Source organism: Saccharospirillum sp. ABV4_185, from assembly GCF_056159245.1.
The window spans coordinates 2672199-2690793 of record NZ_JBSWUW010000001.1 but is presented as its reverse complement, the minus strand read 5'-3'; the positions used below and the strand labels follow the sequence as shown (position 1 = coordinate 2690793).

General features: G+C 49.7%; 25 protein-coding genes. 14 read left to right on the top strand and 11 right to left on the bottom strand.

What is annotated here, in order from left to right; translation table 11 throughout:
- The first annotated feature begins 420 nt into the window (after window positions 1–420).
- The 4 genes from ACXAE6_RS12775 (at window position 421) to ACXAE6_RS12760 (ending at window position 3343) form a co-directional block, all read left to right on the top strand.
- Window positions 421–825: a hypothetical protein gene (locus ACXAE6_RS12775; protein ID WP_475148659.1), complete on the top strand. Its 405-nt coding sequence runs from the start codon at window positions 421–423 to the stop codon at window positions 823–825.
- Window positions 826–1003: 178 nt separating this feature from the next.
- The gene (locus tag ACXAE6_RS12770; RefSeq protein ID WP_475148657.1) at window positions 1004–1393 is read left to right on the top strand and encodes an SMI1/KNR4 family protein; all 390 of its coding nucleotides are present in this window, start codon (window positions 1004–1006) and stop codon (window positions 1391–1393) included.
- A 101-nt stretch (window positions 1394–1494) separates the two neighbouring features.
- Window positions 1495–1923 carry a hypothetical protein gene (locus ACXAE6_RS12765; protein WP_475148654.1) on the top strand — a complete coding sequence of 143 codons (429 nt, stop codon included), beginning with the start codon at window positions 1495–1497 and terminating at the stop codon, window positions 1921–1923.
- Window positions 1924–2542: 619 nt separating this feature from the next.
- Window positions 2543–3343 (top strand): hypothetical protein, encoded by an 801-nt coding sequence (locus tag ACXAE6_RS12760; RefSeq protein WP_475148653.1) that lies wholly within the window; start codon window positions 2543–2545, stop codon window positions 3341–3343.
- A 556-nt stretch (window positions 3344–3899) separates the two neighbouring features.
- Here ACXAE6_RS12760 and ACXAE6_RS12755 read toward each other — a convergent pair.
- Window positions 3900–5336, bottom strand: a complete 1437-nt coding sequence (locus tag ACXAE6_RS12755; RefSeq protein WP_475148651.1) for a hypothetical protein — start codon at window positions 5334–5336, stop codon at window positions 3900–3902.
- 225 nt (window positions 5337–5561) lie between these two features.
- On the opposite strand from ACXAE6_RS12755, the gene ACXAE6_RS12750 reads away from it, so the two are divergent.
- The 4 genes from ACXAE6_RS12750 to ACXAE6_RS12735 all read left to right on the top strand — a co-directional run bounded on the left by ACXAE6_RS12750 (window position 5562) and on the right by ACXAE6_RS12735 (window position 7577).
- Window positions 5562–5882: an alpha/beta hydrolase gene (locus ACXAE6_RS12750; RefSeq protein WP_475148649.1), complete on the top strand. Its 321-nt coding sequence runs from the start codon at window positions 5562–5564 to the stop codon at window positions 5880–5882.
- A gap of 86 nt (window positions 5883–5968) precedes the next feature.
- The gene (locus tag ACXAE6_RS12745; RefSeq protein ID WP_475148645.1) at window positions 5969–6505 is read left to right on the top strand and encodes an alpha/beta hydrolase; all 537 of its coding nucleotides are present in this window, start codon (window positions 5969–5971) and stop codon (window positions 6503–6505) included.
- A gap of 206 nt (window positions 6506–6711) precedes the next feature.
- The gene (locus ACXAE6_RS12740) at window positions 6712–7119 is read left to right on the top strand and encodes a cupin domain-containing protein (RefSeq protein WP_475148643.1); all 408 of its coding nucleotides are present in this window, start codon (window positions 6712–6714) and stop codon (window positions 7117–7119) included.
- Window positions 7120–7193: 74 nt separating this feature from the next.
- Entirely contained in the window at window positions 7194–7577 is a 384-nt protein-coding gene (locus tag ACXAE6_RS12735; RefSeq protein WP_475148641.1) for a hypothetical protein, read from the top strand.
- 80 nt (window positions 7578–7657) lie between these two features.
- Here ACXAE6_RS12735 and fghA read toward each other — a convergent pair whose 3' ends face one another.
- Together fghA and ACXAE6_RS12725 are read right to left on the bottom strand one after the other, a co-directional pair.
- Window positions 7658–8488, bottom strand: coding sequence for an S-formylglutathione hydrolase (gene fghA / locus ACXAE6_RS12730; protein WP_475148639.1), 831 nt, complete (start codon window positions 8486–8488; stop codon window positions 7658–7660).
- A gap of 76 nt (window positions 8489–8564) precedes the next feature.
- Complete coding sequence (locus ACXAE6_RS12725) at window positions 8565–9680, bottom strand: S-(hydroxymethyl)glutathione dehydrogenase/class III alcohol dehydrogenase (RefSeq protein WP_475148637.1); 1116 nt, start codon at window positions 9678–9680, stop codon at window positions 8565–8567.
- 178 nt (window positions 9681–9858) lie between these two features.
- On the opposite strand from ACXAE6_RS12725, the gene ACXAE6_RS12720 reads away from it, so the two are divergent.
- The 3 genes from ACXAE6_RS12720 to ACXAE6_RS12710 are packed head-to-tail and all read left to right on the top strand — an operon-like array spanning window position 9859 to window position 11566.
- Window positions 9859–10752 (top strand): LysR family transcriptional regulator, encoded by an 894-nt coding sequence (locus ACXAE6_RS12720; protein ID WP_475148635.1) that lies wholly within the window; start codon window positions 9859–9861, stop codon window positions 10750–10752.
- A 16-nt stretch (window positions 10753–10768) separates the two neighbouring features.
- Window positions 10769–11125, top strand: coding sequence for a nuclear transport factor 2 family protein (locus ACXAE6_RS12715; protein WP_475148633.1), 357 nt, complete (start codon window positions 10769–10771; stop codon window positions 11123–11125).
- Window positions 11126–11158: 33 nt separating this feature from the next.
- Window positions 11159–11566: a DUF3052 domain-containing protein gene (locus ACXAE6_RS12710; protein WP_475148630.1), complete on the top strand. Its 408-nt coding sequence runs from the start codon at window positions 11159–11161 to the stop codon at window positions 11564–11566.
- A 165-nt stretch (window positions 11567–11731) separates the two neighbouring features.
- On the opposite strand, the gene ACXAE6_RS12705 is transcribed toward ACXAE6_RS12710, so the two are convergent.
- Window positions 11732–12349 (bottom strand): FMN-dependent NADH-azoreductase, encoded by a 618-nt coding sequence (locus ACXAE6_RS12705; protein ID WP_475148628.1) that lies wholly within the window; start codon window positions 12347–12349, stop codon window positions 11732–11734.
- A 110-nt stretch (window positions 12350–12459) separates the two neighbouring features.
- Between ACXAE6_RS12705 and ACXAE6_RS12700 the strand changes: the two genes are divergently transcribed.
- The 3 genes from ACXAE6_RS12700 to ACXAE6_RS12690 are packed head-to-tail and all read left to right on the top strand — an operon-like array spanning window position 12460 to window position 14375.
- On the top strand, window positions 12460–13359 hold the full coding sequence (locus tag ACXAE6_RS12700; protein ID WP_475148624.1) for a LysR family transcriptional regulator: 900 nt from the start codon (window positions 12460–12462) through the stop codon (window positions 13357–13359).
- A gap of 31 nt (window positions 13360–13390) precedes the next feature.
- Window positions 13391–13912, top strand: a complete 522-nt coding sequence (locus ACXAE6_RS12695) for a GNAT family N-acetyltransferase (protein WP_475148621.1) — start codon at window positions 13391–13393, stop codon at window positions 13910–13912.
- Window positions 13913–13964: 52 nt separating this feature from the next.
- Window positions 13965–14375 (top strand): VOC family protein, encoded by a 411-nt coding sequence (locus tag ACXAE6_RS12690; protein WP_475148619.1) that lies wholly within the window; start codon window positions 13965–13967, stop codon window positions 14373–14375.
- 85 nt (window positions 14376–14460) lie between these two features.
- On the opposite strand, the gene ACXAE6_RS12685 is transcribed toward ACXAE6_RS12690, so the two are convergent.
- The 7 genes from ACXAE6_RS12685 to ACXAE6_RS12655 are packed head-to-tail and all read right to left on the bottom strand — an operon-like array spanning window position 14461 to window position 18517.
- Window positions 14461–14727: a hypothetical protein gene (locus ACXAE6_RS12685; protein WP_475148617.1), complete on the bottom strand. Its 267-nt coding sequence runs from the start codon at window positions 14725–14727 to the stop codon at window positions 14461–14463.
- Window positions 14728–14731: 4 nt separating this feature from the next.
- Complete coding sequence (gene can, locus ACXAE6_RS12680) at window positions 14732–15391, bottom strand: carbonate dehydratase (RefSeq protein ID WP_475148611.1); 660 nt, start codon at window positions 15389–15391, stop codon at window positions 14732–14734.
- Between the two features lie 32 nt (window positions 15392–15423).
- The gene (locus ACXAE6_RS12675) at window positions 15424–16158 is read right to left on the bottom strand and encodes a pyridoxine 5'-phosphate synthase (protein ID WP_475148606.1); all 735 of its coding nucleotides are present in this window, start codon (window positions 16156–16158) and stop codon (window positions 15424–15426) included.
- A 41-nt stretch (window positions 16159–16199) separates the two neighbouring features.
- A complete protein-coding gene (locus ACXAE6_RS12670; protein ID WP_475148602.1) occupies window positions 16200–16505 on the bottom strand; it encodes a hypothetical protein in 306 nt (101 codons plus the stop codon).
- 4 nt (window positions 16506–16509) lie between these two features.
- Window positions 16510–16911 carry a YiiD C-terminal domain-containing protein gene (locus tag ACXAE6_RS12665; protein ID WP_475148598.1) on the bottom strand — a complete coding sequence of 134 codons (402 nt, stop codon included), beginning with the start codon at window positions 16909–16911 and terminating at the stop codon, window positions 16510–16512.
- The gene (locus ACXAE6_RS12660) at window positions 16908–17591 is read right to left on the bottom strand and encodes an HAD family hydrolase (protein ID WP_475148595.1); all 684 of its coding nucleotides are present in this window, start codon (window positions 17589–17591) and stop codon (window positions 16908–16910) included. The genes ACXAE6_RS12665 and ACXAE6_RS12660 overlap by 4 nt, the downstream gene beginning before the upstream one ends.
- Entirely contained in the window at window positions 17588–18517 is a 930-nt protein-coding gene (locus ACXAE6_RS12655; protein WP_475148591.1) for a zinc ABC transporter substrate-binding protein, read from the bottom strand. The genes ACXAE6_RS12660 and ACXAE6_RS12655 overlap by 4 nt, the downstream gene beginning before the upstream one ends.
- Window positions 18518–18595: the final 78 nt, after the last annotated feature.

The following is an 18595-nucleotide window of genomic DNA, read 5'->3' as shown; positions in this document are numbered from 1 at the left end:
GTCAATTAAGGTCGTTCCGGCCTTCGGCCTCCACCGGACGCCCCTATCGGGTCGCCGCTCATTTCAGCGTTAGGTGTCCTATGCCAACCTTTTCGTTCAGAGCCGAGTGGAAAGAGGAATTGGTCTGCACAGGACCAGGTGGTTCATTCTTGCTTGAGCTTCCAATGGGCATCCTCACAGCCTACCTACCAATGGAGGAGGCTTTCAAGAACAAAGCGCCATCTTGGGCTCTAAGCCTTTGGCCGCAACTTAAAACCAACCTCACTCAGTGGTGCGCCTCCAACAAGGCTGAGTTGGTTATAGGCCCCACCGCGGGGGTCTACTAATGGCCGTATCACCTAACAATTCGTTTAAGCCGACCACCCACTGGCCACACCAGCGGCCGGCGTCTTAACTCCAGCGTTATGCAAAAGGATAAATATGGAGCAAAAACAAATTGAAAATCTGATAAGGGAAGCTGAAGAACGGTTAAAAGATTGGCAGTTTCGAGCAGGTACTTGGTATATGACCTACTACGTACTCGGAATAGTTAGTACGATACTACTAGTTACTGGTGCTTCAAAGCCGCCTTTTTTGAGTACAGATCAGGTTAGCGTTGTTATATGGATGGCGGCAATTACCCAAGGGCTAAATACTTTTCTTATATCAATGCAAAAAGCAAGCTCATACAGAGCAGCGTGGAGGCACTTGAAGTTTGCTTTAATCGACTTTAAAACTTCGCCAATAACTAACCCGTCAGACCGTGAACCATCAAATCGCCTTAAACAGTCTATAAAAGAGGGGTGGCAACAAATTGATAATGGTTACTCAAGTGACACCGAGTAAATTGCATAGTTCTAACAGGACACCCACCTTAAGGGTCAGCTATTTTGAGTATCCCGTTGGCTAAACAAGACATCTGCCATAATGCAAAGGCGGCGGCAGAGAAGAGGGTTAAGGTGGTTGTCCTGTTAATTCGTAATAAAGCCGACGCCATATAGTGGCGCGGCTTATGGGTAGCGTTATGACTAAAGCTATGGATCAAATTGAGGGCATTCTGGCGCAAAACGAGAAGTATCGGCTTGATGATCCGATTCCTTCTGAAAGTGAGATGGCGCGAGTAGAGACTGCTCTGCAAATCGAGCTCAAGGGTTGGTATCGCGAATTTGTCAGGTTGGGTGGTTTAAACGATCTAAGGTTTGGTGCCGAAATACTTTCTCCACAGGAACTGTTGGAAAATCAAAGTTACGTTAACAGTCGGGTCTATATTGCCTTCGCTAGTAATGGTTGCGGTGACCTTTATTGCTGGTCACCAGGAGAGTCGACAGAAATTTTTCTGTGGGACCACGAGACAAACCAGTTTTCGGAGGATGCCCCGGATTTTTTAAGCTGGCTTAAGCGTAACCGGTTCTAGTCATAACAATACGGTCAACGGGACCGCTTTTCCGCTGCGCCTTTGGCTCCCTTCCAAAGCGGCCCGTTACCTCAGCGTTAAACATAAATCGAGTACCGACCATGAATGAACTGAAAGAACAAGTATTGGATAAAGCAACATTTGCTGTAGCGCAATTTCAGGAAAGAGCGGTAAGCGCCCTCGATTACTCAGAAGCGAGTTTGTCAGCAATTGAAGATATGCTTGATGAAGCCTCTAACTTTATTGACGAACTGCCAGAAGAAGAAATTAATGCACTAACGCACTTAGCTGGTTCCTACGTGTTGGCAGTAGCAGCAAATGAATTTGGAGGTCAGTTCTACTGGCATGAACAACAAGATCAGCCAGTATTTGTAGTTGGGGAGCCTGAATTCAACGTTGCAATAATTACTTTCAATAAAGTAAGAGGCCGCTTAAACGGAGATACTGCCGATAATCTGCCTTTCTTTTATAAAGGCTTTGCTGAACGTGCTCGGCAGGCTAAAAGCGGTGACTCAGCACTTTATGTGTAAAATGCTTAACAAGGTTAGCCAACACCGCCATCGAGAAAAGCACGCGCTGCCTCGACTCACTACGCGATGCTCCGTTCACTGTTGCTAGCGGCGTCAAAAGCATCATGACCAACGAAGCAAGAAAAAGCATGAACAAGGCATTGAAGGAAATTCTAGTGCCACGAATTCGAGCCGAGGGGTTCAAAGGCTCATATCCGCACTTCCGGAGAAAAGACGGCGGTAAGTTAGACCTTCTAATGATTCAGTTTTATGCTCAGGTGGCAGCTTTGTTGTTGAAGTTGCGCAATGCGATGCAGAGGGCTTTACAACCGGTTGGGGGGGGGCTTACATTGAGCCTAATAAGGTCCGTGTTGCTGATGTTTGGCCAAGACTCCGACTTGGGTCAAAACCAGAGGAAGGTATCAACGATCACTGGTTCGAATTCAATAGACCGAATTATGAGCACCAAATTGCGCACAACCTCGCTCATTACGAAACAATTGCGCAAGAGGTTGTCGAGCGTTTTTTCGATCAAGCGGACCCGTGGTGGGCTCTTAACAAGCGCGTCAATTAGGACGCTGGCAAGCTCGCGCCTATTACGCGGGCGTTAGCACTCTTCAATTTCCGGTGTAAGGGTCAAATGAACTATCAAGACTGGCTCCAAAAAGCCAATAATCAAATAAATAATGCTTTAGCGACTTGCTTTAATAATCATCACCTTGGTGGTTGGAGCGAAAATCATATAACGACTCAGGTTATGGAATCTATTGAATGCCTAGGGCTCGAGTTAGACTGGGCAGATAAGCCTCAAAAGGTTAGATGGGAAGGTTTTAAACTAAAAAGTAAGTCAGAAACAAGCTTCGGAGATATAGCTGTAATAGTCAAAGTTTGGATTACTGGTGATCGCTATGTTGAAGGAGTTGCATTTTACGAAGCAAAAAGGCAGTTTTTTGATGATGCTTGGAAGGCAAAAGGGTTTTCGACAATCAAGCAAGAGCAGCTCTGTAGGATAAGCTCAATAACACACGCTAGTAATGTCTTACTATATGACGTTGATAAAGAGGAGAGAAGAGCTTACGCATCTTCTGTTCCTACTGTATTTGTTAATGAGCTAGCAAGTGCCAAGTTGGCAGCAAGCTCGGGGAGAATTTTGCACTACTACGGTGATTTATGGGTTAAGGCTCTAGGTAGTAATTTGCTCGGATTTAATTTGGATTTTCAAAAAAAAGCAGTGAATGAAATTAAGAGGCTAGTCGATGAAGCGGACAGGCCATTTGTTGTACTTAATGCGGCGGTAGCAAAAACTCAAACTTTGGAGCCAGAGCTCGACAGTTCATTTATTGATAGAAGTATTTACGAAAAATGGATCAAACCTAATGAACCTAAGCCTGTCATAGGGCCAGAACCACGTGATGGTGGTCCAAAGGGGCCTGGAATGTAAGTATTAACAAGTAGTTGTAGTTCGTTGCGACCTTTGGCCTCCACCTGACGACCTTGACAGGCCGCCGCTAAACAACGGCGTTAGCCAATACCCTATATCTCATCACTTACGGATAGAATAAAAACTTATGAAACACCAGATGCGTTTTCAAATGTAATATTTTATGAGATGAGTAATATGAAATTCAAATACTTTCGTGGCCCAGAGAATTTCGCATTTAGAGTCGAAGATAATTCGAAATGCACTATTTGTGGTGACGTAGGCTCGTGATTTGATGCTGGCGGTTTCTATGGAGAAAATGAAATCGACTGCATATGCGATAATTGCTTTGCGGATGGCGAACTCAAAGAATTAGCAATCGAAACGAACGAAGCATTCGAAGGCAGTAACGAAGAACAGGAAACCGGTGAGCTAACAGGACATCCACCTTAACGGATATGCATTTAAAACGGTGAACTTCCTGCACGTTTCAGATACTTTTTGAATCAAGCTAACTAGACATCCATCAGCATTGTGAAGGGATTACAGTTCCTTTTCCGTCTAACTTAGTAAGAGGCTAGCTCCAGTGATCGCCATCACTCATTTCGATACCTGACGGCAAAACTACTGCTTCAGGGAGTCCATTGACATTTACGATACCACTTGAAAACTTCTGAACTGTTTCATCGAATTCCCACAATTTATCTAACGTCATATTAGGCTGGAATCGATGCAATCTAACTTCTGCAATAGGTTTATCGGTTAAGAATGATGGAACTGACTTCATGACTTTTTCTGTCCGGCGCTTTTCAACATCATCACCTTCAAGCGTCTCCACAGCTATATGAATGATTGAAGGAGTATCACTAGGTACCTGTTTTATTGCTGAAGACAATAAATTTTTGATGTCCCTTGCTTTTCGATCTATTGAGACTTCAGAACAAAATTCTCTGGTCGCGCCACACGCCCAGCTAATATCGTCTATATATTGCCCCAGTGCACTTACTTCACACCCTGAAACATATGAACTTTTCATCAAGCCTATAAGTGAAACTTGAGAATTTGGTGTTACTGACTCACCACCCAACAATTTATTTAGAAAAGGTGAGTTATATTTAACTTTATAGTCAAAAAGATACCTTTTCACCCTAAAAGGATCTATTTCTTTTACAGATATATCTACAGCGACATCGTTTTGTAACGAAACCATACCATCTGATATTGGCAAATTACCCAAAATTATTTTTTCCAGGCAATCATCATTTAACCCCATAATATCTTCATTAAACTTAAAATCGAACCACAACCATTGCCCATTCTTTAATAGAACATCTTTTACAAGATCCCACATACGTAAAAACTTATTTCGCTCATCTTCTCCATACTGAGGTCTTCTGGATTGTTTTTTACACTCAACATAAAAACTTCTATTTCCTAAACTCACGAAAATATCAGGTCTTTTCCTTTTATATTCTTCGTCTACAAACCTCACCTCCCATCCAAGCGAGGAGTATGCTAGAGCAACCAATATTTCGAACAAAACCCCGTCTGGATCGGATTTATACTTACCGAGGACCTCATCAACTTTTTTCTCTAGTCCATATATTTTTTCATAAAAACTAGACTTTGAACCAATCCCAGCCATATATGGCAAACATCGAGATGCTTGACTTACATCGATACAAAAAGGGTCAGTCAGGGCCTTTTCTGCTAAAAACAAATACCATCCTATCTCATCTGGTTTATAGCGAATTGCATTGGCATTTGCTAGGCTAAGATCGGAATAATCAGTAGATGGCTCAGAGAATAAACTTAAGTTTTTAATAATATTTGCTCGTCTTTTCCCCCACTCCTCAGAGCTCATTCGGTTTAAGAAAAGGGACATCCCTTCTGACAACATTCTATCTATCTTTTCATCTCTCTCACCATACTCAGCAAGAAGCCCTCTTTTCAATCGATTTATCGCTGCTTTTATACGTTCTTGCTTAGTTCCCCTTCTTCTAGCTTCACCCATTCTATATCTCCACGGAACTACTTATTGAACTAATATGACATATACGGTGGCCCGACCACTGTCAAGGCATAGAAAGCGGAATTAACTAATTAAGAAGGCACCCACAGCAGAGGTGTCAGATCAGGCTGCTTTAGAATCTCTAAAAGTTGTATATTGTTGCCACCTAACAGCATGGAAAAGCTGAACCAAGGCGCTAGCCACTCAAGCCATAAGGCAGGGATACGCATGAAACTGGAAATCATCACTAAGATTCCGCATGAGCGGATTTCAACCACTCCCATTGTGCTGATACATGGTGCCTGGCATGCGGCCTGGTGCTGGGAAGGTAACTTTCTGGATTACTTCCCATCCCGTGGCTGGGAAACTCACGCCGTTAGCCTGCGCGGCCATGGTCAGAGTGACGGGGCTTCTACCCTGCATAGCACTTCCATTGAAGACTACGTAGCAGACATTCAGCAGGTCATCGATTCTCTGGCCTGCCCACCCATAGTTGTGGCGCACTCTATGGGTGGTTTTGTTAAGTTAATTGGACACCCACCTCAATAATGGTGATATTCCTGATTAGCGTGATAATTTATGGCAAGTAGCTTAATAACTGTCATCAGACTGGCAATATATGAAAGGTATATTCGATGGGGCAACATGCAATAATTTTTCATGGGACTGGCAGTGATCCGCAAGCCATTTGGTATTCCTGGCTAGCAGAACAGCTCAAAGGCAAAGGTTTTGACGTCGAAACGCCTCATTGGCCCGAAATAAACCAAGAGCCAATTGAGACGTTTCTACCAAAAATTCTAAGCAGCCATGTTCTTACCAGGGATACTATTTTGATCGGTCATTCGGCTGGTGCTGCTTTACTGCTTGCTATTCTCGAGAAATCCCAAGTTCCAGTAAAAGCAACTTACCTGATTGCGGGATATCATATCCAGCCAAACGAGGAAGATGAGCCTGTTTTACAGCAATCCTATAACTGGGAATCGATTAAGACCAACTGTGGAGATGCATACATAATAAATTCATTGGTCGACCCCTATGGTTGCGATGCAGATCAAGGGCGTTTCATATTTGAGAAAATCGGTGGTACTCAAATCATAATGAATGAAGGCCACTTTGGAGACTGGAATCAAGAGTACCCTGATTTCCCATTCTTGGACCGATTAATATCTTGAACCTGATTACATTAAAGTATTAGATCGTTTTTTTGGAAGGCAGTTAGCAGGTACGCATCGTATCGATTGGACATCAACGTCTAAACACAGAAATGCAATGCAAAAACGTATGCCAGTTCAAGTAAAAAGCACACCCACCCTGATAAAGACTTAAAGTGAGTGTCCTATTCAGCCTAGATAGATGACTCAACGAAAAGGAACACACCATGAATCGAAAACCCATTTTACTGTTACCCGGTGAAGGCCGTCGTTATTCTATGGGTGGGATATCTGCGCTGTTCAAAGCCGACGGTGCAGAATCTGCTGGACAGTATTCAATTTCTGAATGGTGGTTAGAGCCTTTCACCCAAGGCCCCGGCGCTCACAGCCACGATGAAGACGACATCTTTTTCGTAATTGAAGGCACCATGAGTTTTCTGATCGGTGACCAATGGACAGAGGCGCCAACTGGTTCCTTTGTGCTTGCGCCTGCTGGCTTGACGCACGACTTTGAGAACCGAAGCGCTCAGCGCGCGGGCGTACTGAACTTCTCTGCACCGGGAAACTTCGAGCAAAACATGCCAAGCATCGTTTCCTGGTTTGAAGAGCATCCGCCTGGAAAGGCTGCCTGGTAGAGTGATAGGCCCAGTTGTCAGCTTCACCTAAATGGTGCGCGATGCAGGCTCAAATTAGTTTGCAAGGAGAAAAAATGAAAAAGCCAGGCCTTCTGTTAGTTACACTCTGGTCACTGTCTATCCATGCCGAAACCCTAGAGTCGGCTACTGGTCATTATGAAAGCTCAGTGCCACTGACCTGCAACCTGGTTATTGAGTTAACGCAGAACAACGGTACCGGTGAATACAGCGTTACGACCAAAAGCCGCTCAGCAACGGGTCGTTTTGTATTGGATGGACAGTATCTTACATTTTCAGGGCTAGTCGCTGCTGATCCGGGCAACAACCAAGAAATGGTGGTGAGCGCTTTACACAGTAACGATTCACTCACTATTCAGAACTATGGCAACAGCATGAATCCCTACAATCTGTTTCCTGAGTGCGGACCCAAATATATAACGCTCGATAAGACGCAATAATAAGTACTGGAAACCGGATTTCTGCATCCCGTCGATAAATACCCTTCCATCGGTAGCTGGCCAACAGAAGGGTTCCAGTCTTAACTCAGTGCGTTGAAGTGATGCTCCAGATGATCATCAATAAAACTGGCGATAAAGTAATAGCTATGGTCATAACCCGGCTGACGGCGCAGCTTTATCGGATGCCCCGCTTTATCACAGGCCGCTTCCAGCGCTTCTGGTTTTAACTGCTCTGCTAAAAAGTTATCCGCTTCGCCCTGGTCAATGAACAAGGGTAAGCGTTCACTGGCGTTGGCAACCAATAAAGTCGCGTCCCATTCTTCCCATTGAGCGCGATCTTCACCCAGGTAACCAGTAAAAGCTTTCTCACCCCAGGGGCAGTTGGTTGGGTTGGCAATGGGCGCGAAGGCGGATACCGATTGGTAGCGGCCCGGATTTTTCAATGCGCAGATTAAAGCGCCATGGCCACCCATGGAATGACCGGAGATCGAGCGCTTGTCGGTTACCGGAAAATTAGCTTCTACCAACTGCGGCAGTTCTTTCACCACATAGTCGTACAGGCGGTAGGTTTTTGAATAGGGATCTACTGTGGCGTTGATATAAAAACCAGCGCCAGAACCGAAGTCGTAGCTGTCGTATTCGCCCGGGTAATCGCTGCCGCGCGGGCTGGTATCGGGACAGACGATGGCTAAGCCCAGTTCGGCCGCTTTGCGAAAGGCGCCCGCTTTTTGAGTGAAGTTTTCGTCGTTGCAGGTGAGGCCAGACAACCAATACAACACCGGTACATTTTTCTGCTCTGCCTGGGGTGGCAAGTAGATGGCAAAGATCATCTCGCCGTTTACGGCCGAGCTTTCGTGGCGATAGCGCTTTAACCAGCCGCCGAAACTTTTGGTGCTCGATAGCAGTTCCATCAATGTCTCCTAATTGGGAGCGAAAAAGCCCGCTGGGCGGGCTTGAATATTCGGTTGTTAAAATCGGTTCAATTGACTACCGATCGAACAAAACGACGGTACGAATGCTTTCACCTTTATGCATCAGCTCGAAGGCATCGTTGATATCTTCCAGCGGCATGGTATGCGTCACAAAGGGATCGATCTCGATTTTGCCGTTCATGTAATCTTCAACATAACCCGGCAATTGGCTGCGGCCTTTCACGCCGCCGAAAGCGGAACCTTTCCAGACTCGACCGGTTACCAACTGGAACGGACGTGTGGAGATTTCCTGCCCAGCACCGGCCACGCCAATGATAATGGACTCACCCCAGCCTTTGTGGCAGCACTCCAGCGCTGAACGCATCACCTGCACATTACCGATGCATTCGAATGAATAATCGACACCGCCGTCGGTCATGTCGACGATGACTTGCTGAATGGGTGCATCGAAGTTTTTCGGGTTCACACAATCGGTCGCGCCAAACTGCTGCGCCATTTCGAATTTGGACTCGTTGATGTCGATGGCGATGATGCGCGACGCACCGGCCATGCGCGCACCCTGAATGCACGACAACCCAATGCCACCCAAGCCAAACACAGCGACTGTATCGCCCTGCTCAACTTTGGCCGTATTCAGCACCGCACCAATACCGGTGGTGATGCCACAGCCCAGCAGGCAGACTTTTTCCAGTGGCGCATCGACGTGAATTTTTGCCAGCGAAATTTCCGGCACCACGCTGTATTCCGAGAAGGTTGAGCAACCCATGTAGTGGTAGATGGGCTCACCGTTAATGCTGAAACGGGTGGTGCCGTCGGGCATCAATCCCTTGCCCTGAGTTTCACGAACGGCGCTGCACAGGTTGGTCTTGCCCGACTTACAGAACTTACATTCGCCGCATTCGGCGGTGTAGAGCGGAATCACATGATCGCCCACTTTGAGCGAGGTAACGCCCTCACCCACCGCTTCAACCACACCCGCGCCTTCATGGCCCAGAATGGCGGGGAAAATACCTTCAGGATCATCGCCCGACAGGGTAAAGGCATCGGTGTGGCAAACGCCGGTGGCGACGATACGAACCAGCACTTCGCCCGCTTGCGGGTCCTGAACGTCGACTTCTTCAATCTTAAGGGGCTGGCCCGGGCCCCAGGCTACGGCTGCTTTGCATTTCATGATGGTCTCTACCCTGTGATGTTTAACCTAACTGCGATGGCGGCAGTGTAGACGCGGCCGCCGAACAGGATAACGTTCAATTTGGCAAATGATTGTTGTTATACAGCAACAATCATTTCGAAAACCAACCTTTAAGTTATAATCAGCCCCCTCAAACAGCCGCTTTTTATGAGGGTTTATGAAGAACTGGGAAGCCATGGAAGCCTTTGTCGAGGTGGTGCAACAAGGCAGCTTCTCGGCAGCGGCGCTGAAACTGGGCGTGTCGGCCTCTCATATCAGCCGGTTAGTTACCCAGCTCGAAGATGCCCTGGGCAGCACCCTGCTGTTCCGCACCACGCGCCGCATTCGCTTAAGCGAGGCGGGCGAGTTGTATTACCAGCATTGCCGGGATTTACCCTCCGCCTTAGGCAGTGCCGAGGAAGCGATTTCCACGCTAAACCAAGCCCCCATCGGCGCCTTTAAAATGACCTGCGCCACCACCTTTGGCGAGCGCTACATTGCGCCGGTTATGAATGACTTCTTACTGGCGCACCCGAAGATTGAACTGGACTTTCACCTCACCAATCGCGCTGTGGATTTAATCGAAGAAGGCTATGACCTGGCTATTCGAATGGGGGCGATGAAAGACTCCAGTCATTTATCCAGGCGCCTCTGTGACCGGGTGGAACATCTGTGTGCCTCCCGCGAGTATGTTAACCAACACGGCATGCCGCACACCCTGGCCGAACTCAACAAGCACAACTGCCTGATTGGCTCAAAAAACCATTGGCTGTTTCAGCAAGACGGTCAGCGCAAAGAAGTGAAAGTCACCAGCCGCTGGCGCGGCAATTCCGGCCCGGCCTTGCTGGATGCCGTACGTAAGGGCTTGGGGATTGCACAACTGCCCGATTATTATGTAGCTGACGACTTGGCCAGCGGCGAGCTGGTGCCGCTGTTAACGCAATACCAATATCCCTACAGCGGTGTTTGGCTGGTGTACCCGAAAGTCCGTCAGCCATCACCCAAGCTACAAAGCGTTTGCGATTACCTGATTCAGCACTTTAAAGAGCATCCGAACTTTGCCCAGTCATAAAATTCCGGAGCCGAGCATGAACATCGATAAAGCGTTTGCTGAACAATTTGCCAAACATTGGGTTGAAGCCTGGAACGCTCATGATCTGGATTCCATCCTCTCCCACTACACCGACGACTTTGAAATGCACTCGCCGCTGATCGCAGAAAGGATGGGCGTCGAGGATGGAAAACTAACGGGCAAGTCTGCGGTCGGCGAATACTGGGCTAAAGGTCTCGCCATTAAGCCAGCATTGCACTTTGAACTCATCCATGTGTTTTGCGGAGTTGGCAGCCTGATCATCTACTACCAAGGACGCAAAGGCCTGGTTGCAGAGATCTTTCATTTCAATCACCACGGAAAGGTTTATAAAGCTTCGGCACATTACCAGTAATAAGCTGAAGCTCACTTCGAAAGGGACAACACTATGTCAGGCTATTCCGGTACACCACTGGCAAAGAAACTGGGAATTAAAGACGGCTACTCAGTCTATTTTAAAAACCCGCCGAGCGACTACGATGTCCTGCTTCAGCCGTTACCAACTCATTTAAAGGTCGTTAGCCGGTTAACGCCTGAACTGGATTTTATTCAGTTCTTCACCAAGCAGCGCAACGAGTTGGAAAGGGAATTGCGGCGGCAGCTCTCCATGATCAAAAAAGATGGCATGATCTGGGTTTGCTGGCCGAAGAAGGCGTCGAAGGTGGCAACCGACATCACCGAAGATGTGGTCCGCGAAGTGGCCTTACCCATGGGTCTGGTCGACGTTAAAGTCTGCGCCGTGGACGATATTTGGTCAGGCTTGAAGTTGGTGATCCGCAAGGAAAACAGAAAGTAGAAACGACCCAGGCCAAGAACCCAACGGGTCAGTTGGGCTTTATCTATTGGCCGGCAATTGACTGGACACTTAATCAACAGGATACCTACTTAATCAACAGGATACCCATTTTTGCGGGTCGGTATCCTGCTGATCGTTGATTACGCTTATGGCTTAGCAAAAATACTAGTTCAGATGCCGAGCCTCTGCGCTGATTATTTCCTTAGCAAGACGGATATTCCTTTCAACTGTTTCAGCACCCGCATAAACACCAAAAACGGGAATGAACTTAATATCCTTCAAGCCGATAAAACCCAGTACCTCCTTCAGTAGCGGTGTTACAAAATCGCCTTTTTGGGTTTCAGCAGAACTGTAATCGCCGCCCGCCGAAATAACGACATAGACCTGCTTCCCCGTTACCAGCCCGTGGGGTCCATCTTGCAAATATTTAAAGGTCAATCCCGGTCGCGTTACCTGGTCTATATAAGCCTTCAAACCAGACGTCACGGTATGATTGTGCATGGCAGCACCGATAATAACGATGTCCGAATTTTTCAATTCCTCGATCAACATTAAACCTTCACTCAAGGCTTGCTGCTGATCAGCATCGTGCTCACTGGGATCGTTAAAAAAGCCAGATAGCGCTAAGGCCGTCAAATGACTGGGTGGCGTTACGCCCAGTTCTCGCGTGACCACCTTAAAGGCAGCGCTGGCTTGTAACTCATCTTTAAAGAACGAGGTTAGCTGGGTCGAAATGCTCTCTTTGGGGTTAGGGCTCGAATTCAGTATCAACACATTTTTCATCGTTAGACTCCGCTTTCTCAGGAGTAACGAGCCTATATTGTTCTCTCCATGTGATTAACCAGCCGACTGTGTAATGATTGTTCTAATATGACTACCAATCGAGCTTATCCATGGATACTCAATTACTCAGTGGGATGGTGACCTTCAAACAGGTGGTTGATAGCGGCAGCTTTACTGAAGCGGCCAACCTGCTCAACCACAGCAAGTCTTATATCAGTGGTGAGATCAACAAGCTGGAACAGCGGTTAGGCGTCCGGTTACTTAACCGTACCACTCGAAAAATCAGCCTGACGGCCGCAGGCGACATCTACTATCGCCAATGCCAAAACATCATCACCGAGGCGCTGGAAGTCGAGCAGCAACTGAGTGGGCAACAGCACACGCCCAAAGGCAACCTGAGGATCAGCTGCCCGGTCAGTTTTGCGTTAGCAACGATAAAGCCGATCCTGGGCGAATATATGGATCGATACCCACAGGTCGTTGTTGAGTTGGAACTGAATGATCAGTTGGTGGACGTTGTCGCCGACGGTTACGACCTGGCACTGCGCGCCTCCGCTCAACTGCCCGATTCAAGCTTGGTCAGCCGTAAATTAACCAGTGTCGATATTGTTACCATTGCCTCACCGGAGTATTTAACTCAGTGGGGCACGCCTCAATTGCCTGACGAACTGGCGCATCATCGCACCATTAATTTTCGCTCTACGGTTAACCAGAACGTCTGGCAGTATCACGATAAAGCCGGCCGCCAAACCACGGTCAAGATAAACAGTCACTTACTCACCAACAGTGCAGAAATGGAATTGGCGATGTGCAAGCAAGGTCAAGGCATTGCCAGAGTGCCCAAGTTGGTATTAACCGACGAACTGGATAAAGGTGAGCTAGTCCTGCTGTTTGAAGATTTTCTTCCGGTTACTGTGGATATTTTTCTGATTTATCCAAATCGGAAACATATGTCCTCGAAGCTCAGGAGTTTTATTGATTTTCTAACGTCAAAGATGAGTGTCGGTTAACTTCAACACAGGAAATGTATGTTGGGAATTTATGAAGCAACCCAAGCTGCGCATCGCTGAACCCAGCGATCTGCAATCACTGATAGACATCGATAACAAATCGGGCACGCTCTTTGAGCAGGCGGGTCTTTATTTTGAACTGGATGATGATCATCCCTTTGTCCAGGGTGAAGCGCTCAGATGGTCGCAAGCCATCGAACAAAGGCTGGTCCATGTCGCGATGAATTCACGAGGTGCATCTATTGGATTTGCTGTATGTGGCCTGGTCGATCACGCGCCTTATCTGGATCAGTTATCGGTATTGCCGCAGCATATGCGCCAGGGTATAGCGAGCATTTTGATCGAACGAGTGTTGCAGTGGAGCGCTGAACGCCCGCTTTGGCTGACGACCTATAGAAGCATCCCCTGGAATAAGCCGTACTATGAACGTCATGGCTTCAAGGAAGTATTGGAGGCGTCTTGTGGCCCGGCTATTCGAGAGATTCTGAGCGATCAACGCCTGGTGTTGCCGATGCCAGAAGATCGAATTGCCATGGTACGTTATGCTGATTGATGCAGAAACACGCCTTCAGCCAAGACGCACGCGAACCCCTGAGGTCAGTCACATGCCCAGTTTTCAAAAAATCGACCACATCCATCTCCACACTGATGATCGCCTCGAGCTGGAACGCTGGTATAGCCGTGTGCTGGGCTTCGAGCGAGTCTCGGAGCTTGAAGTCTGGATGGAAGGTGGCGGCCCGTTAACGATTCACAACGGCGGTGCGCATCTGGCGTTGTTTGAACCTGGTGGTCGCGTTAGCACTACCATTGCCCTGGCGGTCGATGGCGAGAATTACTTTCAGTGGGTGAACACACTCAGTAAGCAGGATGTTTCATTTAGGGAAGTGGATCACGATCTTTCCTGGTCGATCTATTTTAAAGACCCGGATGGCAATCCATTCGAGATCACCACCTATGACGTCGAATATGTCCGCCTCCACAACCGTCTGGAAAAGCGCAGCAAAGCAGAACGATAACCAGCCAGCGGGCTTTTCAGATTTATTTGTCGGTACCGAAAACGGATCACACCCGATTACTTCGGCACCGATAAAAGCAACTACCTCAGTCGTCTTTCAGCTTATCCGTCCGCGACTCATCGTCGTGCTTGTGAATCTTGTACATCTTCACATTTTTCTTCTTTTTATTACCGCGTTTTTGGTCGGAATTAAGGCCGACCAACACCAATACCAAAAACACGATGCCGCCGCCGATGGCCCCCATGGCTACCCAGTTAATTTCTGCACCCAGGGTATTTTGATATTGGGAAATGGCTTCCGTTCGGTCGGACTGAACCACCGTATCCAAAGTCGGAATGAAACCGGTCAACATTTCATTAACCTCCAGTCAGGGTGGCTTTAATAGAGCGGTGAATTTTTTCGCGCATTGGGCCGTTGTCGCTGTGCGAAACACCCAAGTCTTTCAAAATGCCGTCTTCCAGGCCATAGATCCAGCCGTGGATAGTCAGCTTCTGGCCTTCGTCCCAGGCTTGCTGGACGATGGTGGTTTCCGACAGGCTCTGCACCTGCGCCATAACGTTGACTTCACACAGGCGTGAAATGCGCGTGGCTTCATCGGGTATGGCGTCGAAATATTTGCCGTAGAGTTTCATGATGTCCTGGATGTGACGCAGCCAGTTGTCGATCAAACCCAGTCGCTGGTTTTTCAGTGCCGCCGCCACGCCGCCACAGCCATAATGGCCGGTTACGATGATGTGCTTAACCTTGAGCACTTCGACGGCGAACTGAATGACTGACAAGCAATTCAGGTCCGTATGGATCACCAGGTTGGCAACGTTGCGATGCACGAACACTTCACCGGGCATCAGACCCATGATTTCGTTGGCGGGTACACGGCTATCGGCGCAGCCAATCCACAGAAATTCCGGTTTTTGTTGCTCTGCGAGCTGGCGAAAAAAGTCCGGGTCTTCTGCTTTGATCCGCTCGGCCCACTCTCGGTTTTTGTGCAGCAAGTGATCAAGACTTCTGTGGGGCATTACAACCCATCCTCTATTTTTTTAATGGTTGTTTAAGCGCTGTTGGCGCAAGCGGCCAGGTAGCGACGAATAACATAGGGCATGCCGTTTTCGATGCACTCCACGGTCAACACATGACCGATGGAGACTTCAAGAATATGCGGAATGGTCAGAAAGTCATTCAGGTTGGTTAAATCCAGGTCGTGACCGGCGTTGAGTTCCAGGCCCAGTTCGTGCGCGCGAACAGCCGCAGCGCGATACATCTCGTGCACCTGTGCCTGGAGAACGCTGCCGTGCGCGCTGGCGTAGCCTTCGGTATAGAGTTCGATGCGCTGGGTGCGTGAGGCTGCCGCCAGTTCCACCTGTTTGATGTCCGGGTCGAGAAAACAGGCAGTGCGAATACCGGCAGCTTCGATGCGCGCCAGAACAGGGTCGAGGAATTCGCCCTGGGTGCTGAAATCCCAGCCGTGGTCGGAGGTCAGTTGGCCGGGTGCGTCTGGCACCAGGGTGCACTGATCCGGTTTGGTGGCTTCGACCAGATGCAGAAAGTCTTCGCTCGGATAGCCTTCGATGTTGAATTCAACATCCGGGTATTTGGCCAGGCAGGCGGCCAGATCGTAGGCATCCTGACGCTTGATATGACGTTCATCCTGACGCGGATGAATGGTAATACCCTGCACGCCCAGCGCGATGAATTTCTCGGCGAAGTCGACGACATTGGGGAAGTCCCGGCCGCGTGAATTCCGCAACAGGGCAATCTTGTTCAGGTTAACGCTCAGCTGAGTCATGAAACAGTTCCAACGAGGTACGCGGCGATTGTACCAAAACCTCAGCCGCTTGCGCGGCCCAGTGTCAGGCTGAGTTCGCCAGGGGTGACTTGCAGCGCCGGCTCGTCCTGAAACAGGATCTGAACCGCAGCAAACAAGGCAAAAAGTGCGTCGTTCTCGGCAATCGGATGGCGGTTTAAAAACTCCGCCGGGGCTGGCCGATGCTCATTTTCATAGGCCTGCCACAGCTGCGCAAAGGCTTGGGCGGTGGCGGCATCCAGTTCAAAGCAGAGTCCACCGGCGCGACGGAACCAATCGCGATGCACCTGAGGCTGAATCAGCAGTCGGTCGAGGGGTACCTGGCGCATCGGTTTATTTGACCAGGATGCGATAATCGCCGATTAACTCGGCTACCAATTCACCTGCCGTATCGCGCGCCTCTACCCGAACGCGAGCGCGCCAATGGCCACTCGGTCGCAGGTCGGGCTCGGCTTCGAACCGGGCGACCACGGTTAAGTCGCTGGTGGCGGGTTTGGGATAGCGCACCTGGCAATCGCGAATGGCGACGGTATCGCCCAACTGATGCTGCTCGGCCCAGGCGCCGCTGTGGTACCAGCCGGCGAGCACCAGCGCTGAATATTGGCTGCCGGCGAACAGCGTGTCTTTGTCGTTGCGGTTGCCGTTCAGGGGAATGTGGAATCGGCTGTGGTCGGCGTCGCTGGCAACCCGTTCAATGCCTAAAGCGGCCAGCGGTTCGATTTGGTCGAGTTTCATTGGCTGGCTCCCAGTGCATCAAACCAGGTCGGGAATTCGACCAGTGATGGCAAAACACTTAACTGACCGTGCCAACTGGGATCGGTCTCGATCAGATCCGGTACGTGCAAAACATGACAGCCCGCTGCCAGAGCCGAACGCACGCCGTTGGCGGAATCTTCAACGGCCAGCGCCCTGCCCGGTTCCAGACCCAGGATTTCGCTGCCACGCAGATAGGGTTCCGGATGAGGCTTGCCCTGGCTGACCTGATCGCCACCGAGCACACCATCAAAACGATCCAGCACACCAAGGCTGGATAGTTTCATTTGCGCGACCTCGGTGCGAGTGCTGGTTACCACCATCTGCGGCAAGCCCAGCTTGCGCACGTGGTCGAGCGCCGCGGCTACACCCGGCTTCAGTTCCAGTTCGGTCTTGGCGCGTTCGAGAAAACCATAATGGGTCTGGTCAATCCAGTACTCGGCCAGTTCCTGGCTGTCGACAAACTGGCTGAACCATTCAATCAAGCCGGTGCGGTTCAGGCCGATGGTTTCCAGATAGCGTTGCGACGCATCCGGTACCGGGCCGCCATTGGTATTCACTTCGACAAAGGCATCGCGCACCAGGCGTTCGGAGTCGATCAGCACGCCGTCCATGTCCCACAACACGCCCTGGGGCGCAGACTGAATTGCAACAAAGCTCATGGCAAAGTCTCCAGGCAGTTGGCCAGGTTATCGGCCAGATCGGTGAGGATACGTTCATACAGATCAGGCCCGGGTTCCAGCGTCGACCCGAGCGGGTCAATCTGCGACAGCTGGCCATTGGGCACTGCCTGCAACAACGGCTGCATCCAGCGCGAACTGAATTGGGGTTCGTGCAACAGGCAAACACCGCCCGCTGCCTTGGCGCGCTGCGCCAGTTGCGCCACAGTGCGCGGCCCGGGTGGAATTTCCGGTGTCACCACCAGCGCACCCAGGGCGTTCAAATCGAAAGCGCGTTGGAAATACTGAAAGCCGTCGTGAAAGACGATAAAGGGGCGTTCGCGCACCGGTGCCAAGCGCGCATCCAGATCGCTATAGAGCTGTTGCAGACGCTGCTGCTCGCGTTCGGCGTTGGCGCGGTAAGTGTCGGCATTGGCCGGATCGAGCTGGGCCAATTCGTCAGCCAGGGCGATGACGAATACTTCGGCATTGCGCGGATCGAGCCAAAAATGTGGGTCCAGTTCGCCATGGTCGTGATCGCCATGCAAAGCCCCCGCGGCGGTTTCGAACAAGGCTTCACGCGGCGTGTATTGCACCATGCCAGTGTCGTAATCGTGCCAGTGCCAATTCACGGCTTCAGCGGGCAAGCGCGCAACCAAACGCGCCAGTCCGGTTTCAAGCTCCGGGCCGACCCAGACCAATAAATCAGCCTCGGTGAGGGTACGCAGTTGATCCGGCGACAAACCGGACCCATGTGGCGACTGCTGCCGGTCATAGAGCAAAGCCGGCTCGCTGATGCCGGCAGTCACGGCGCTGACCAGGCTGTGCAGCGGGGCGAGTGAGACCACAACATGGGGAGCCGACAGTACCGACAGCGGCCAAAAGAAGACAGCAGCACCGACCAACAGATGCCGATAAAAACGGGTCATGCAAACTCCAAGACAAAGAGGACGTTAACAGGCTGGATGATATACAGTAACATATCGCACCGACTTACACTTCTACTG